The sequence below is a fragment of the Motilimonas thetidivivens genome, from assembly GCF_046452435.1.
GTDB lineage: Bacteria > Pseudomonadota > Gammaproteobacteria > Enterobacterales > CBDFNC01 > Motilimonas.
Window position 1 is genome coordinate 100319 of the sequence record NZ_JBKFDK010000012.1, and the last position, 16448, is coordinate 116766.

Sequence of the window (16448 nt, forward strand, 5' to 3'; positions counted from 1 at the left end):
TCGGTCAATCCTTGACACTATTAGTAAAAAAAATCCCCGATCAAAGGATCAGGGATTTAATGGTATAAAAGCGTTTAACTTAAATACCGTACTGTTCGCGATACGCTTTAACGGATTCAAGAGACGCCGCCATTTCTGGCTTTTCGCTGAGGTATTCAATCAAGTCGTTTAACTCAATGATTGAGATAACGGTGGCATTGTAATCCCGTTCCACTTCTTGGATCGCCGATAACTCGCCTTTACCTTTTTCTTGACGATCCAGCGCAATCAACACGCCCGCTAATGACGCGCCGCACGCTTGGATGATATCCATCGACTCGCGAATGGCGGTGCCCGCGGTGATCACATCGTCCACCAGCATAATGCGACCTTTAAGATCTGCACCCACTAGCGAGCCGCCTTCACCGTGATCTTTCTTTTCTTTACGGTTAAAGCAATACGGCGTGTCCACTTGATAACCATCAAACAGCGCTACCGCGGTGGTGGTGGCAATTGGAATACCTTTGTAAGCAGGGCCAAATAGCACATCGTACTCGATGCCAGAATCTTGCAGTGCCGCGGCGTAAAAACGGCCTAGCTTAGCTAAATCGCCGCCACTGTTAAATAAACCCGCATTGAAAAAGTAAGGACTGGTGCGGCCCGATTTGAGGGTAAACTCACCAAACTTAAGCACCTGTTTGCTCAGTGCAAACTCAATAAAATCACGTTGATATTGTTTCATCGAAAGTCCTCTTTATTTACTCAGCTAATGCCGCTTTTTGTGCCGCAACTAAATCATCAATACCCGCTTTCGCTAGTGCCAACATGGCCAGTAACTCGTCATGGCTAAATGGCGCTTCTTCCGCCGTGCCCTGCACTTCAATCATCTTGCCGCAATCTGTCATCACCACGTTCATGTCGGTGTCGGCCGCTGAATCTTCAACGTACTCCAAATCACATAACGGCTGACCATCGACGATGCCCACAGACACGGCCGCAATCATGTGTTTAACCGGATTGGTCTTTAATGCACCTTTGTTGATCAAATAGTTAATCGCATCAACTAAAGCAACAAAGCCACCCGTGATAGACGCTGTGCGGGTGCCGCCGTCGGCTTGGATCACATCACAATCAATAGTGATGGTGTTTTCACCTAAGGCTTTAAGATCAACCGCGGCGCGCAATGCACGTGCAATTAAGCGAGAAATTTCTAAGGTACGGCCACCTTGCTTACCTTTGGCCGCTTCACGTTGATTACGGGTATGTGTCGCGCGTGGCAACATACCGTATTCCGCCGTGATCCAACCTTTACCTTGGCCCTTTAAAAAGCGCGGCACCGACTCTTCCACACTGGCTGTACATAAAACTTTGGTGTTGCCAAACTCGATTAACACCGAGCCTTCAGCGTGACACGTATAGTTGCGAGTGATAGTGACGGGACGTACTTGAGCGGGAGTTCTGCCATTTGGGCGCATAGATAATTACCTAGGTTGAAAAAACTGGCGCTATTATACCTAAGTGAGTTAAAAATGCTTGCTAGAAGCTCAGTTAATCACGATAACGGCTTGTCTGTACGCCCGAGCGCGTCACCACAAACACACAAGATAAAAAAGCCGCTTTTAACGGGATCAACTGCCACAAACCATCGCCGTATAAACGAATATTGCCATCCGCCCAAACATAAAGACAAAGATTAAACAAACCGCCCGTCACCGCCACCAACACACAAAAACAAACAAACGATTTAAGCCATAACCCAACCAACGCCTTGCACCATTGCAGCATATTGTTTCCTTATCCATACCCAATAAAAAATATAACGCTAACAAATAAACCAAGCGCGACTCTGACTAAAAATGCGCAGGGCAACACCGCGCCAGATCAAAGCTAGGCAGACAAATGTACAGAAGGGTTTGCGCCACTGAGATTTACTTTTATAATTCGGCCACTGCAATTAACAAGAGATGCTTATGATCCACAGTATGACAGCCTATGCTCGCAAACAATTTAAGGGCGATTGGGGCAGTGCCGTTTGGGAAATCCGTTCAGTAAACCAGCGATACCTTGAAACCTACATTCGCACCCCAGAGCAATTTCGTGGCTTAGAGCCTGTGATCCGTGAAAAGCTACGTAAACGCATGCAGCGCGGTAAACTCGAAGTTAATTTACGTTTTGATGCGGCGCAAAATAACACCGGTGAACTGCAAATCAACCAAGCCCTAGCCAGCCAAATCATCGAACACGCCCAATGGGTAATGGAAGAATGTGGCCGCGGCCAACTTAACCCGATTGACGTACTGCGTTGGCCGGGCGTGATGGAAGCACCAGAGCAAGATGTAGACGAACTGTCAAAAGAACTTTTAGCGGCACTGGATACCACCATCAATGAATTTTTAGACGCCCGTGCCAGTGAAGGCGCCAACCTAAAAGTATTTATTGAACAACGTCTTGATGAAATCAGCAGCCAAGCCGCCTTTGTTCGCAGCAAAATGCCGGAAGTGATGGCATGGCAACGTGAGCGTCTAACTAATCGCCTAGCCGAAGCGCAAATAGAACTAGAGCCTACCCGCCTAGAGCAAGAAATGGTGATGCTAGCGCAAAAAGTTGACGTAGCCGAAGAGCTAGACCGCCTCGACTCACACATCAGCGAAACCCGCAACATCCTGAAAAAAGGCGGCGCAATCGGCCGACGCTTAGACTTCATGATGCAAGAGTTCAACCGCGAAGCAAACACCCTAGCATCGAAATCGATCAATGCCGAAATCACCAACGCATCGGTTGAGTGCAAGGTGTTAATTGAACAGATGAGAGAGCAGATCCAGAATATTGAATAAGCTCTATTAGCATCTAGAAAAATACATTAAGCATTAAAAATCAATGAGATAAAATAAAATAGAGTCCACATAAGTCTACCAATACCCACCATAAGCCAGAAATAAATGGTGGGTATATTGGTGGATTACCGTTTAAATTCAGTAGTATGGACTTTACGGGGTTTATTTATTTTCATAAATACCTCAATGGTGATTGTACTTACTTAATGCTTAATGGGGTGTCTAAACGTAGTTGTAGGGATCATCAATAACGACTAACTAGACAAAGTTTGTAGTTGTTGCGATAGCTATTCAACTACAGCTTCTGTGCAAACATAGAACAACAACTCTCCTAATTTTTCATTTTTATCTTTAATAATAAAGTCATTAGCAGACTTATTTAATAAGATCTTAAGATATCGAAATAGTGCAAAGATATCCAAGTCTTTCTCAAGCATTTGGCAAAGTGCATCAGAGATAACTCCTGCAAGCATAACTTTAAAGTTGTCAATGTCGTCTTGCTCTAGCTCTATTTTTCTCATACCAGCATGACTATCAACCTCACCTAACTCAGATGGGAGAAGTCCAAAACCTATACATTTAGCGTAATTTCGATGTCTTCGAGAACTTTCAATTAGCTTGCTAGAAAAACAAGATATCAAAACCAACTCTTTATCTTTAAAAGTAGAGATGGTATCAAGTTGTATTAGCGGTTTTCGAGTGAATGCCATATCTGCCCCACCATATAGAATGGACGGAGTACTATGGCCTATAAAAATGACTCTACTTCCCGTTGGTATATTAGATATCTTGACAAAAGCTTCTTCATATGCGGAATCACTTGCAGAACAAGTTATCACTTCAAGCTTATCACCTAAACCAGCAGACATAACTTCTTCAAGAACCACGTTCATAAAACTAGTCGAAGGGTCATCAGGAAAGATTAAATAATTCATTGATTTAGGTCTATTATATGAGCGTAAACTAATTCAGAAAGATGCTTTTGAAACTTTTGACCATGATGACTATCTTTTTGAATTTCCAATGCAATCTCATTAAATGACTTACCCTTCAATGGTGGATAAACATTATTGAAAACTCGCTGTGACTCATCTTCTAGCATAGTTGCTAGATGCTTACTCATTGAAAAATCTGAGTTTAATTTCTTTAGTAGTGCGGACATATCATTAACGAGTTCATCTCTTTTGTAAAAGGCATGAATATTTAATTTTATTAATTTAGTCAGCTCGTCATTTCTAACAATATGTTCTTTAAATTTATTTTCTTCACTAGAATAACAAACAAATTTCGCTTTCTTAAATGCAAAACCGCTTGATTTTGACTCATTAATCACCCACCGAATCAACTCATAACCATTTAATTTTTCACTTGCAAAACTAAAGTCACATGCAACTATTTCATACCTATTTTGTTTATAGTTATCTCTAACATCTTTTTTTATCTTACTAAAGTCGATTTCAATGACCCCATCAAAATCACTTTTATACTTTTGGTCTTGAGGGTTAATGACATCCGCACAAATATCAAAACCAAACCTTTTAACCTTATCCTTAATTCTTGTGATCGTTTGATTTATATTTCCATCATCAAGAAAGAGTACTTTTTTTATATTCATCTAAATAACACCTTAAAACACGCACCAGATAAATAAGTACCATTTCCAAAAAACTCTATTGATGCATTCATTTCTTCTAATAACCCTCGAGAGTAATGCAGACCAATTCCAGAGCCAGATACACCTTCTGGTGGCTCATCTCGAGCACCCAAACTAAATATTTCATCTGGGTTAGACTGAAATAATTCTGAAAGTCCGGTTCCGTCATCGGAAATTGTTACAGTCAACGCCCCATCCTCAACAACAAAGTTCACCAACACATTTCTAGCCGACCACTTTGATGAATTAGATAACAAATTATCTAAAATAATTGATAAACTTAAAACACTAACACTTCTTATAAACTCTATTTCACCACCAATCAATTCAACAGTGAGCCCATGACTACCAAATGAACTAGAATATATATCCAAATACTCCTTTACGTATTGAACTATATCTACATTTCTTATATCTATTTCTTTATCAAATCCAGATCTAGTTGCAATCTCAGCCATCTTGAGACTTTTAACCGCATATAAGTTAATATCTCCAAGTCTTTTTATCAGATCTTCCTTACTAATCTCATCATACTCTAAACCATCAATAATAGAGTCTATGCCTTCTTTTATCTCTATATTATTTATCTTAATCGTATGAATTAGACCATCAGCATCTTTACTTAAAGTTCTTCGTGTTGCTAATAGATAAGCCTGTTTCTTCTTCTCAATCTTAAGGTCTTTCTCGGCTTTCTTGACAGTAACTTCAGCTTTTTCAACTCTCTTATTAGCTTCCACTACTCTATTTTGACTGACTTCAAGTATTTTCTTTACAACACCTTTTTCTTTAGGCGAAAGTTCTTCAAGAGTTTTATCTTTTGTTTTTTCGATAAAGTCATTTAAAAAACCTCTATATTTTTCGTCATTAATACTCTGAACTCGAGATATAACATCTTCATTTATGTTAGAATCTATAATTTCAAAATGAGAGTTCTTAATGTTATCTGTAGCTTTTTTTACAGAATCAGAGGATAACTTTTTGACTGTAAATCGATCTGGATCTCTTATTATGTCATCAGCAGATACAGATTTGTTCTCCCCTAACTTATCTATCAGTCGATTCCAATCAGTTCCTTTTACTACAAAGTTTTCTAGTTGTCTTATTATCGTAGTAACATAGCCATACTCTTCTTTTCCATTCTCTAATGTGGCTTTCTCATCTGAATCATATGCTACCAACTCATAATAAGCTTGGTTATGAGCAAGACCTTCTCGACTAGTAATTACGGAAAAAGCTTCATCTTGATCAAAAATGTCAATTTTACCGATAACTTCTCGAGTACCGAGGTTTCTTGTTGTACCTTGAGATTTCCTCTGGTCTAGTCCGAGCCAATCATTTTTTTCGTTCCCATACGGGGATATCCTAAACGAGTTATAAAATAAAAATACAGAACCATAATCATTTGGTTTTACACCAAAGTTCTTTGTAAAGTAAGATTTAGAAAGCGAATCTAAATAATGTATCTCAATAGATATACCTTTTAATGCGATATATGGATTAACAGCTGTATATTCATAAATAACTTCACCTTGAAAATATAGAGTTGTTTGTATTTCTTTCCCATCATTACCGATCTTAGATTTAATATATGTAGTCCTAAACGACAACTTATCTAAGATGTTATTATTAATATTTTTATTGGATTTTCTTTTTAGATAACTATCTTTAAAATCTACATTAGTTTTAAAATAAACCGAAAATGAATCATCAAGAACAGGTGAAAATTTTTCTATTTCAGAAAGTAATTTCTTTAATTTTTGTTCATTCCAAGTGCTTCTCAATCCTTTAATTACTAAAACAGTACCCTGTTTAAAAGAAGCTTCGTCTATTTCATTTAAAAAATCTTCTTCATGTAAAACATCAATTCTCAAAGGAACACTAGAAATTTCATCATGCTGTCCTTTATTTTCAAACTCTGTCCAATCAATAGTTAGCTTTAAATAGTCATCATCTATAGATTTTGTAAATAACTCTAATACTTTACCAAGCCTATCGCAGCTAAATCTACCCACTCCTTTATTACCTGCATACTGCTTATTTTTATTTCCCTTTTTTTCAGAGTAAGCTATGTTAAGCCACTTTTCCTTTATGCCTTTTTTAGACATACCAACTCCATAGTCTTTTATGACAATGGTTGGTTCAGGCGTTATCTCACCGAGCATATCTCTAGGTTTTATGATATCTCTTAGCTCAAGTATTACTTTTGATGAGGTGGCATCTTTTGAATTTTTTATCAATTCAATAATTGCAACATTATCGTTATATATTAACCCTCTACCAACAATATCCTTTACACCAGCATTTGCAATAAAGTTAACATTTAGACTATTTTCATCTTTTTCTTCAGCATCTAGTTTAATATTAATATCATCTCGCTCGAGCATAATTAATTACCTAACCTCTTGATGAATAAACCCAAAGCTTCAGCTAGTAAAGGAGGCACCGCATTTCCAATCTGGGTATATCTAGGACATTCTTGCGTTCTTCTTTCACCACCAGTCGTATACTTACCCAAAATTTCAAAACTATCTGGGAATGATTGAATTCGAGCCATTTCCCTTACTGTTAGAATTCGCGGCTCACTATAGTGAAGCAAATCATCTGGTAGTGTTGTTAGAGTCTTCGACGGTTCATCCGCATTTAAAACTGTTATCGCTTGTTTCTTAGTTCCAATTTCCAAGCGCATTTGATCATTCAAACTAACACCCGGCTTACAAATGTTTTGTATCTTAGTAAATTTCTCAATTGTGCTCGGTTTATGTCTAGCTAAGCGAAGACTATTCGGCTTGGACCTACCTACCCCTTTTCTTATCACGCGGAGGTATTTTGAAAGCTTAGATGGTGACTTATAATCAATTTGCTTGAAACCACTCGCTTCACTTCCTGAATGATGAATAAGACCATTAGTCTCTACCAACAGATCTCCAATGGCATCACTCACTTTCACTGGTCTCAATGGTAACTTCTTCGTATTTAAAAAATCTCGTCGAATATTAGATATGACTTCAAAAGGATTCTCGAAGTTCTGGCCTATAAGGTCATTTTTAACACCTATCATAATAAAACGAGTGCGCTTTTGAGGAACTCCAAAGTCAGCACTACACAGAAAATCGGTAAACACCTTATATCCAAGTTTTTCAAGCTTAGCTTTGACTATCATGGAGTGTGGTTTCTTTGCTTTTTTACCCTCAGGAGCTTTGAAAGAAGCATTAAAGCCTCTAACATTTTCAAGTAGCAAATACTTAGGTGCAACAATCTCTACCATCTTGATGTACTCATCGGAGAGCTTGTTACGCGGGTCTTTAGCATTCCTGAGCCCAGCAAGTGAGAATCCCTGACACGGCGGCCCTCCTGCAACTAGATCAACCTTTCCTTTTAATGCGGCTAATTGTTCAGGATAGTTCTCTAATAGGTTTTGAATAGTTGTCGCTTCTTTAGGTAACCAATTAGGCCAATCAAAGTGTGCATGCTTTCCGTCTATAAGATTGCGCTTAAAAGTAGCAAATGCCATTGGATCTTTTTCTACCGCAAAAAGACCATGCCAGCCTGCATTGCCAAGGCCTAACGAAAGCCCTCCACATCCAGAGAAAAGGTCAATATATGTTGCTTTTTGTGCTAAGTCTGGCTGACATGACATCTTAAAAAATACTCTTAAATCTTAATTGCATACGTATAGTATTATTCTAAAGAAAAACTAGCAAAATACCAGGGCTAAAAGATTGTAGCTTTGTGAGGAAGAAGAAGATTCTGTTCAACTAGAAGCGGTTAAGGTTTTCGTTAACAAATGTAGATGAAACCACTACAGTGGTGTATTAGGACAGATTGATCCCTAGCACGAAAACTGGATACGTCGCCACAACTGTGCTCAATCAGCTTCGGTTTACGCACCACAATTGGAAATAAATTCAGCAATCTCTAAGTAGCGGGCACCTTGAGATTGTTCACCATACTCTTCGTTTACAAAATAGCGCTTTTGAGTCATGACCGATGAAAAATGCAGACGCTGATCTTAGCGCGGCTTGAAATTGATCTGAGAGCTTGGCGCGATTTAGCATCTAACTATCCATCCAGACGCTCAAATTTATAGTATTGATATTCGCTCACGATGACCTTGCTATGTATTTATTGCGAATTAAAAAGTTTGTTTTACTTTCATTGGAACAGCGCTGCATTTTCCTGTTTGCGCTGCTCCAATGTCTTAGCAATCGCAGACACTGTTGTTTTACTGATCCCTTGTTGCTGTGCTAGATACGTAAATTGGCTGATGGCTTCTGCGACTTCTTCAATGACCTGTTTTGCCTCATGCCAATTTCCATAGCCTGCACTTGCTGCAAGTTTTTGCATCACCTTAAGCGGTGGCGCTTTGCCATAACCTCCGAACGCAGTGGCGTGTTCATTGAATGGATGTGGGCTATAGGTAACATCGTAAAAAGGTGCAGGATCCCATTGACCGTCATCCGCTTGCAAAAACGCCCAGTTTTTACTGTGGTCGTCTTGGTTAGACGACAGCAGGTTAAAAATGGCGCGGCGAAATTGCAGCTGCCCAGCGGCGGGGGACTTACACAACTGACGGCTGGCTTTTATCAGGTCAATATAATCTAAACTTGGCGTTCGAAAGTCTGCATCCAGTAGCCCGCAAGCGCTGTGCATATGCAATCGGCCTGAACAGCGCTTGCTGCCTAAGTCGGCCTGTTCAGTGACATAATCAAAACGCTTGAGCGCCAACCAGGCTGGCGCACCGCTTGTAGGTGGTGCATCAATGAGTTGCCATAACGGTGGTTGACACTTGGCAAGCTCGGCCATTTGCAAATAAACCGCCTCACACAAGCCTTCTTCATGCCCGAGCGCTAGATTTTTTGAGGTAAATTTAATCAGCCAAGCCTCATCTCCAGGCTGAGCAAAGGTTCGACAATGCTTAGTTTCTCCAGCAGGCATATAAATCTGTGCCTTGGGTCTTGCCCCACCCGAACTACCTCCGGCGACTAATGCGGCCAGCACCTGTTGCGTATGCCCATCTAACTCATCGTGATTATCATCCATATAATCTGACATCGAAGCATCGAACAGCGTTTGTGCTTCTAGGCCTAAAGTCGCTAAATCAATGTCCGCGTTCGTCGTGGCTGAAAACTCAGACACCGGAGAAAAAGACAATGCTCCCATGCCTTTATCACCGACAAAGGCCAGTCTATCCATCGCCGTTAATTGATTAGGCAGGATACCCTTTTGCCGGAAAATACGATCTTGCAACAGCATGCCCCAGCCATCGGGCAAACAATCTCCAAATACGCCATGTACACCTTGATGCGGCGCTTTAGGTGCGGCTTGAACTTGTGCGCTCGACTGCAAGGTAAAAGGCGATAAATTCCCAAACTGCTGCAAATAGTCGTCAGCATACTGAAAAAAAACGCCTTGCCGATTCTGCGCCAAGACCCCAACAAATATCTGCTCACCTGAGCTTAGCATACGAGTTACAGTGAGTTTTTGAATGGGTTTAAAACTCATCTTTTAGCACCTCATCAATACTCGTGGGTATAGCAGCGCGTTCTTTGCTAGGTTGCGTGAGCTGATAAAGCCTATTTAGCGAATCAAGGGTCTGCCATAGCAACAGCAATTGGCGAAATGAAATTTGCCCAGTTAGCTCAAATTTCTTAATGGTGGCCGCAGGTACACAGCTTCGCTCAGCAAGCGCCGCTCGTGACAACTTTGCCTGCGTTCGTAACTCACGTAAATAAGCCGCATAGGCTTGGCTTACATCGGTATCATCAAGTAAGGTTAAATTCATTCGCAACGACCTATAGGATACAGCTGTATCCATTATATATATAAAAAACCAGAAATAGCTATCATTGTATCCCATACGAACAGTAGTATTGAAAAGTCATTCTACATAATCTTTCACAACAGCAATTTCTTTACCCTGACATTCATCCAGTAGGTTAATTTTCCCGGAGCGGCTCCGGTCCTACAGGCTTTGCTGCTTTAAGAGGGCGATGACTAAAACCAAACCCAACAATCTCGCGATTTTTACCAATATCATTTGATTTGTTTCTTGACCTGTCTATAACTTCATAGTTTATCTTCTTTATTGATTTGATCAGTTTCTGCCCATTTTCGCTTTATGGCATAGGGATTTTTATTTATGTATCGCATTTCTGAATTAGCCAAGCAAGTTGGGTTGTCTCGCTCGACCTTGCTTTACTATGAGAAGCAAGGCCTGTTGCATGGCACACGCCAAGACAACGGCTACCGGCTTTATTCAGAAAAAGATGCGCAGCGACTGCATTTATTACAGCAACTGCAAGCCGGTGGCTTAACGCTCAAGGAATGTAAGGCTTGCCTAGACAGCAAAGTAGAGCGCGAAGTACTGAAGAGCCGCTTGCAACAATTGGATCAAGATATAGCTCAAAAGCAACAGGCTCGAGATTTACTCGCCGCCTTGTTGGGTGAAGGCTCACTGCGGTCTTGGCATCAACTGACAGACAAATTAGCGCCGGATGTTCATCTGGATTGGTTAAAGCAGCAAGGCTTTAATGAAAAACAAGCCCTGCATTTAAAATGGTTGTCAAAAGATATGAACGAACACGATCAATATATGGCCGACTTTATGAAGGTTTTCCAAGGTTTAGATCGCTGGGGGCCGGGCTGCGATGCCGATTCGTTAAAGGCGTTATCAAAGCTAGCAACAACCCCAACCAAGATCATTGATATTGGCTGTGGCAAAGGCTTCTCAACCCGCTTGTTAGCTCAGCACACTCAAGCACAAATTGTGGCGGTGGATAATGAGCAAAGCGCCCTTGATGAATTGGCTAGCAGCCTTACTGAACAAGGGGTGCATGACCGCGTAACCTTAAACTGCGCCAGCATGACAGAATTGCCCTTTGCCCCTGCCAGCTTTGATTGCATCTGGTCGGAAGCGGCGGCTTACATTATGGGTGTCGAGCAAGCGTTAAGCCAATGGCAGACGTTACTCAGCGATAAAGGTTACTTGGTGCTCAGTGACTTAGTTTGGTTAACCGACACCCCAAGCACTGAGGCAGAGGCATTCTGGCAGGGCGAATATCCCGATATGCAAACGGTTACAACCCGTTTAAGCCAAATGCGCCAATCAGGCTATAAGGTGATAGATCATTTCACGCTGAGTGAACAAGCATGGCACGATTACTATCAACCACTTAAAGCACGGGTTACTGAAGTTAAAGCCAGCATGCCAAATTCTACCGCGATAGCCGATATCACGCGCGAGATAGGGATTTATGAGCGCTACTTAGGCGAATTTGGTTACCATATGTTTGTACTACAAAAAGGGGCTTAATCAGCCCCCCTAACTAAATTGAAAATACAAAGGTATCCCGTAACAAGGGCTGGATATCTGCCACTCGGTCAACACGCTCTCCATTGCGAAAACGTATGGGATCTAGGGTTACAAAACCCCAAAACTGTAAAAAGCGCTTAATAAAGCGTATTTCCACTACGTTACTGAGTGTTTTTTGCACACTACTGTGAAAATTATCGGGCATGGCCTCGAGCAAGGTTGGAAAAGCCGTGATGATTTCGCTATCTAATTGGTCAAGCGAGCTGTGTTGTTGCAATCGCCACAGCATAAACAGCCAAAATTGGGCCAGATCGGCATCGACGTCATAAGCATCAAAATAAGCCCAGTTGTACTGATAGATGGCCGCCTCGAGCATAGACATAAAAAAGACATTTAGCCCTTGGCTTAAATAACGCTTTTGGGCATCTTTTTTGACATGATAACGGCCACTACGGCGGTAAATAATACCGGCGATTTCAGCTAGTACACGGGTATAATGCAGGGCGTCAAACTTATCCTCATTGCTACCGGCAAAGTCACTGATACTCACATGGGTGTTATATTTTGCCGCCGCAAATGTTGGCAACAACCCAGTGGCTTGCTTAACTAAGGCCGCAGGTAAATTCCCCTTGGTAGTGGCTTTAAATGATCCGCCATTGGCCATGGCTTCATCTAAGATCAAGGCCAAGTAGCTCATGACAGGACAGGCAGAAAGATCCTCTGGGATCTTGATCTCCACGTCTTTAAGATCGCTAAAGCCCGCGTACATCCAATTGCTCATTTGGTTGGGCGATAATCCACAAAAGTCATCAATTGCTTGGCTATTGCGCTGCTGCATTCTGTGTTGCGCCACCAAATTCAGCTCATCCAAAGAAATATTTGGATTCATGGCAACAATTTGGTCAAAGTCATCCATCACTTGCGCGTTGATTTTGCCGGCATTGCTCATGCAGCAACGCTTATATTTTTTGCCACTGCCACAAGGGCAAGGATCATTTCTACCAAGCTTCATTGCTATTTTCTCTGCTGTTTTTGGCTGTTTAAGACCTTAACTTGCTCATGGTTGATCAACTTATCCTATTGCGCTGATTAAGGGGGAGAATAAATTACCACAAACCATTCTACCTTCAATCATTCATCCGCATTATTCACACACTAACTGCTTTTGTTTGCTCGGATCTGACCACCCAGCCGTTAGGCTGTTGCCTTAGATGTGATTGGCGCAACAATTTACATATTTACACCAATCAATAGTCCACATTTTTTAGCGCGTTAAAAACTTACTATCTACACTTTTAAGCACATAAAAAATTAAATTATGACATTTTTTCATACGTAAAAATGATATAGATGGTTGAGGAGACACTACCTTGGAGCGCCAGCTACTCGATAAGCTATTGATATGGAAGAATAAAAATGATGGAAGCATACTCTTAGTCAGTGGGGCCTGCGGTGTTGGTAAATCTTACCTACTGAGCCAACTGTTGGGCAGCCATTTTAGTCAGCTATACCAGTTTAATATTGTGGAAAATCCCGAACTACTCACGCAGCTCAACAATAACATGCAACCTAGCCAGTTTGTGGCCTTACTCGAATTACTCCATGGCACACCAATAGATCCACAAGGGTTAATCGTGTTTACTGGATTAGATTCATTAAATCAATTTGTTATGGAAAATCCGAGTTTAACACCCGCCAAACTTAGCAACTGGTTAGCCTTATTGCAGCGCATCGCCAGTAAAGCTCCCCAACTGTCTATTGCTGCTAGCTGTGTGGATTGCGGTGAGCTAGCAACCAATCAGCTTAATGGCTTAACGCATCATACTTTACGGCCGTTGAGTTTTCGTGAATTTTTACACGCTTCACCACATCGTGCCTTAGCCAAAACCTTTACCAAGCAAGTGCTCTCACCAGCGGCTCATCAACGCCTAAGCGAGCAATTTAGGGATTATTGCTTCACTGGTGGTATGCCACAAGCCGTTGCCACTTGGTTTAACCTAAACCAAGCCAGTATTTGTGAGCGTATAAACGCGGTTTCAGCCATCCACCAGCAGCATTTAAGCCAATTACAACAAGCCATGCTGGGCTCAAACTTACCTGTCGCGCCACTGCGAGCTCTGTTGGAGCAAATCGCCAAACAGCTCGCCAGTGCCACTTACACCAGCGTGCAACGCTTTAAATTTAAAGGCGTATTTCAGCAAAAAAATCGCTATCAAGATTTTGCACAAGCGATCAAGTGGCTAGAGAATCAACATTGGCTGCTCGCTAACTATCCGCTTAGTGGTTCACTAACCCCACCCCTATCGCAACAACAAAAACCGAGCATGGTTAAACTGTTCTTATACGATATTGGTTTGCTGCATTATCTGTTAGGGCTGGATTATAAAAGCCTCAAACTCGGCACTGAGAGCTATCCCAGCTATTTAATGCAAAGCTTTGTGCAACAAGAGTTGGCCGCGCTAGGCCATTATCCTAGCTATTCATGGCATGATGCGAGGGCCGAAATGGAGTTTATTATCCCACATAGCAGCGGTGCGGTATTGCCCATAGAGGTTAAATCGCCACTGCGCACCCGCGCCAAATCCCTACCTTCATATCAGAAAAAGTGTCAGCCACAGCAAACGGTTAAACTGCATGCCGGTTTTCCACCCGCGGATTGCACAACCACTCACCATTGGCCGCTATACTTTTGTGAGTTTGCTTTGAACCTATTGCCCCTACCAAATCAGCCATAACAACATGAACCGTCTAGGCTCTTCAGCTCTGGTTAAACAAATTCAGCAGCACGATATTCAAGGATTAGCTGCTGATACCAATCAATAGCAAACTTTAAATTATCAATACCGTACTTTAGGGTCGCCAATTCAAAAAAGACCTGTTTAGCATATTTGGCTGCGACTGTTTGCTGCTTGTGATAAAAATAAAGCGGCTCTAATACTTCTAAAAGCCCTTTTGCTTCATTGATGAAAAGCTGTAAATAGGGCTCAATTTCTTGTTCAATATGACCACTAAAGTAAAGACGCAGTAACCCTTCATCCTTCACTTTCAAATTAGCCACAGGCTCTGAAATCCAGTTTTGAAACACTTGTGCGCCAGCCTGCGTCCGAGAATAAAGTTTCTTGGTTCGTTTACCATGGCTTTCTTCTCGGCAAGTAATCAAACCTGCAGCTTGCAATTTTTTGAGCGCAGGGTGAAGGCTGCCTGTCGTCGCGCTGAAAAAAAGTGAGGTACTTTGCTCCATGATCTTTTTAAGTTGGTACATGCTTAAATCTTCATGAGCTAACAAACCCAGTATGACTTTGTCTTGCATTCTTATTCCCCCACTAGTCTGATTGAGGCTGAGTCAACGCTAATTTATTTGTCTTAACCATATCATGTTGTGACTGCCAAGGATCTGCGCCATTGAGCTGCCAATCAAAATAACCTAGCAACAAGTTATTTAATGCTTTACCCATTTGTTGATTGTCTACTTCACCAATTAAGCCGAAATATTTCATTGGAGTAATATAATTTACATCCGTAAAATTATTATGGTTAGCTCCCTTAAACGTTACAGAACAATGCTCAGCCTGCACATCTTTTAGTAACGTATCATTGATGCCTTGATAAGAGGCAAACAAACCTTCACTTTCATCACCATAAACAAAACAAATTGGCTTATCGATGACCTGATCCTGTTCAAACCTAAACTGTGGCCCATCCATATTCAAAACAGCCAAAACCTCAGGTCGTTTTAATGCCACTGCAACCGACACAGCACCACCAAAAGAGTGACCATAAGCGCCTATTTTAGCCAAATTCAAATGTGATTGTAGAAGGCTATTCACTGCACCGGATTGTAAGTCGATAAGACTGTCAAGCAACAGCTCATTGTTCGCCACCCAATAATCAAATCGCGCATTAGAACGCTCAAATAAGGGGAGTTGTTCAATTTCAGCTAATCTTTGCTGCCATTGTTGACGGTTTTCACTGCGAGCTAGCTGTTGCCAATAAGGCCCCATTTCCATAACCGTATTACTGGTTGTTTCATCGAGCTCTATACTGGCTTGCGCCGTTTGATGAATTAGCTCACCTTGTAAACGCTTGAGCACTAGGCTGTCCCCTGGGTGGCCAAGACTGAGTACGATATAACCATGACTCGCTAATTGCTCAAATTGCGTCATGCTTTGCATTGGTGTTGAGCCATAGCCATGGTTATAAATCAGAATGGGGTGTTGCCCTGCTGCAACGGGAATATCTAAATAAGATGAAGAAATGCCATCATCGGTAAATAGTACCTCAGGCAAGCCTTGCTGCTTGGCAATAGCTTGCCCGAGCCATTGTGGCATATAAGGAAAAAATTTAGCGTCAGCCGTTGCCTCTCCTGGATACCAAGCCATGACTTGGATCCAATTTTCACCCTCCCCCAACTCAAACTGAGTCACGCCCGCTTGATATTTTCCATCCGGCTTGGGCATCGATACCCCAGGAATAAAGAAGATAACGACCGCAACGAATGTAGTCAAAAGTGCTAAAGCCATTTTAAGTTTCATATCACCACCAAATACATCTAAGAGATATATCTATTAGATACTTATTATTTCTTTGTGACAAGTTTTTTAACTTAGGGCCAAGTTTTAAACTGAGTGTAGAAACCTCCTTCTAACCTTAAACCCAAAAAGCGCAGCTA

At 41.5% G+C, this 16448-nt stretch carries 15 protein-coding genes; 3 read left to right on the forward strand and 12 right to left on the reverse strand.

The features are described 5' to 3' along the window. Window positions 1-79 precede the first annotated feature (79 nt). From pyrE to ACK8OT_RS10980, 3 genes are all read right to left on the reverse strand, one after another. A complete protein-coding gene (pyrE, locus tag ACK8OT_RS10970) occupies window positions 80-721 on the reverse strand; it encodes an orotate phosphoribosyltransferase (RefSeq protein ID WP_410196555.1) in 642 nt (213 codons plus the stop codon). A gap of 16 nt (window positions 722-737) precedes the next feature. Then, complete coding sequence (gene rph, locus ACK8OT_RS10975; RefSeq protein ID WP_410196556.1) at window positions 738-1454, reverse strand: ribonuclease PH; 717 nt, start codon at window positions 1452-1454, stop codon at window positions 738-740. A 73-nt stretch (window positions 1455-1527) separates the two neighbouring features. After that, on the reverse strand, window positions 1528-1764 hold the full coding sequence (locus tag ACK8OT_RS10980) for a hypothetical protein (protein ID WP_410196557.1): 237 nt from the start codon (window positions 1762-1764) through the stop codon (window positions 1528-1530). A 185-nt stretch (window positions 1765-1949) separates the two neighbouring features. Between ACK8OT_RS10980 and ACK8OT_RS10985 the strand changes: the two genes are divergently transcribed. Continuing rightward, window positions 1950-2813, forward strand: coding sequence for a YicC/YloC family endoribonuclease (locus ACK8OT_RS10985; RefSeq protein ID WP_410196558.1), 864 nt, complete (start codon window positions 1950-1952; stop codon window positions 2811-2813). A gap of 287 nt (window positions 2814-3100) precedes the next feature. Here the strand turns inward: ACK8OT_RS10985 and ACK8OT_RS10990 are convergent, their stop codons facing one another. The 6 genes from ACK8OT_RS10990 to ACK8OT_RS11015 form a co-directional block, all read right to left on the reverse strand. Next, window positions 3101-3748 carry a hypothetical protein gene (locus tag ACK8OT_RS10990; protein WP_410196559.1) on the reverse strand — a complete coding sequence of 216 codons (648 nt, stop codon included), beginning with the start codon at window positions 3746-3748 and terminating at the stop codon, window positions 3101-3103. Continuing rightward, complete coding sequence (locus ACK8OT_RS10995; RefSeq protein WP_410196560.1) at window positions 3745-4428, reverse strand: hypothetical protein; 684 nt, start codon at window positions 4426-4428, stop codon at window positions 3745-3747. Before ACK8OT_RS10995 ends, ACK8OT_RS10990 begins: the two co-directional genes overlap by 4 nt. After that, the gene (locus ACK8OT_RS11000) at window positions 4425-6851 is read right to left on the reverse strand and encodes a sensor histidine kinase (RefSeq protein WP_410196561.1); all 2427 of its coding nucleotides are present in this window, start codon (window positions 6849-6851) and stop codon (window positions 4425-4427) included. Before ACK8OT_RS11000 ends, ACK8OT_RS10995 begins: the two co-directional genes overlap by 4 nt. Window positions 6852-6853: 2 nt before the next feature. Next, window positions 6854-8104 carry a DNA cytosine methyltransferase gene (locus tag ACK8OT_RS11005; protein WP_410196562.1) on the reverse strand — a complete coding sequence of 417 codons (1251 nt, stop codon included), beginning with the start codon at window positions 8102-8104 and terminating at the stop codon, window positions 6854-6856. A gap of 515 nt (window positions 8105-8619) precedes the next feature. Then, complete coding sequence (locus tag ACK8OT_RS11010) at window positions 8620-9969, reverse strand: type II toxin-antitoxin system HipA family toxin (protein WP_410196563.1); 1350 nt, start codon at window positions 9967-9969, stop codon at window positions 8620-8622. Further along, window positions 9959-10249 (reverse strand): helix-turn-helix domain-containing protein, encoded by a 291-nt coding sequence (locus tag ACK8OT_RS11015; RefSeq protein ID WP_410196564.1) that lies wholly within the window; start codon window positions 10247-10249, stop codon window positions 9959-9961. Before ACK8OT_RS11015 ends, ACK8OT_RS11010 begins: the two co-directional genes overlap by 11 nt. Before the next feature lie 357 nt (window positions 10250-10606). Between ACK8OT_RS11015 and ACK8OT_RS11020 the strand changes: the two genes are divergently transcribed. Further along, the gene (locus tag ACK8OT_RS11020; protein ID WP_410196565.1) at window positions 10607-11779 is read left to right on the forward strand and encodes a MerR family transcriptional regulator; all 1173 of its coding nucleotides are present in this window, start codon (window positions 10607-10609) and stop codon (window positions 11777-11779) included. 13 nt (window positions 11780-11792) lie between these two features. Here ACK8OT_RS11020 and ACK8OT_RS11025 read toward each other — a convergent pair whose 3' ends face one another. Next, window positions 11793-12791 (reverse strand): YecA family protein, encoded by a 999-nt coding sequence (locus ACK8OT_RS11025; protein WP_410196566.1) that lies wholly within the window; start codon window positions 12789-12791, stop codon window positions 11793-11795. A 358-nt stretch (window positions 12792-13149) separates the two neighbouring features. On the opposite strand from ACK8OT_RS11025, the gene ACK8OT_RS11030 reads away from it, so the two are divergent. Continuing rightward, window positions 13150-14514 carry a DUF4143 domain-containing protein gene (locus tag ACK8OT_RS11030; RefSeq protein WP_410196567.1) on the forward strand — a complete coding sequence of 455 codons (1365 nt, stop codon included), beginning with the start codon at window positions 13150-13152 and terminating at the stop codon, window positions 14512-14514. Window positions 14515-14546: 32 nt separating this feature from the next. On the opposite strand, the gene ACK8OT_RS11035 is transcribed toward ACK8OT_RS11030, so the two are convergent. Then, window positions 14547-15089 (reverse strand): PadR family transcriptional regulator, encoded by a 543-nt coding sequence (locus ACK8OT_RS11035; RefSeq protein WP_410196568.1) that lies wholly within the window; start codon window positions 15087-15089, stop codon window positions 14547-14549. A gap of 13 nt (window positions 15090-15102) precedes the next feature. Further along, on the reverse strand, window positions 15103-16311 hold the full coding sequence (locus tag ACK8OT_RS11040; RefSeq protein ID WP_410196569.1) for an alpha/beta hydrolase: 1209 nt from the start codon (window positions 16309-16311) through the stop codon (window positions 15103-15105). Window positions 16312-16448: the final 137 nt, after the last annotated feature.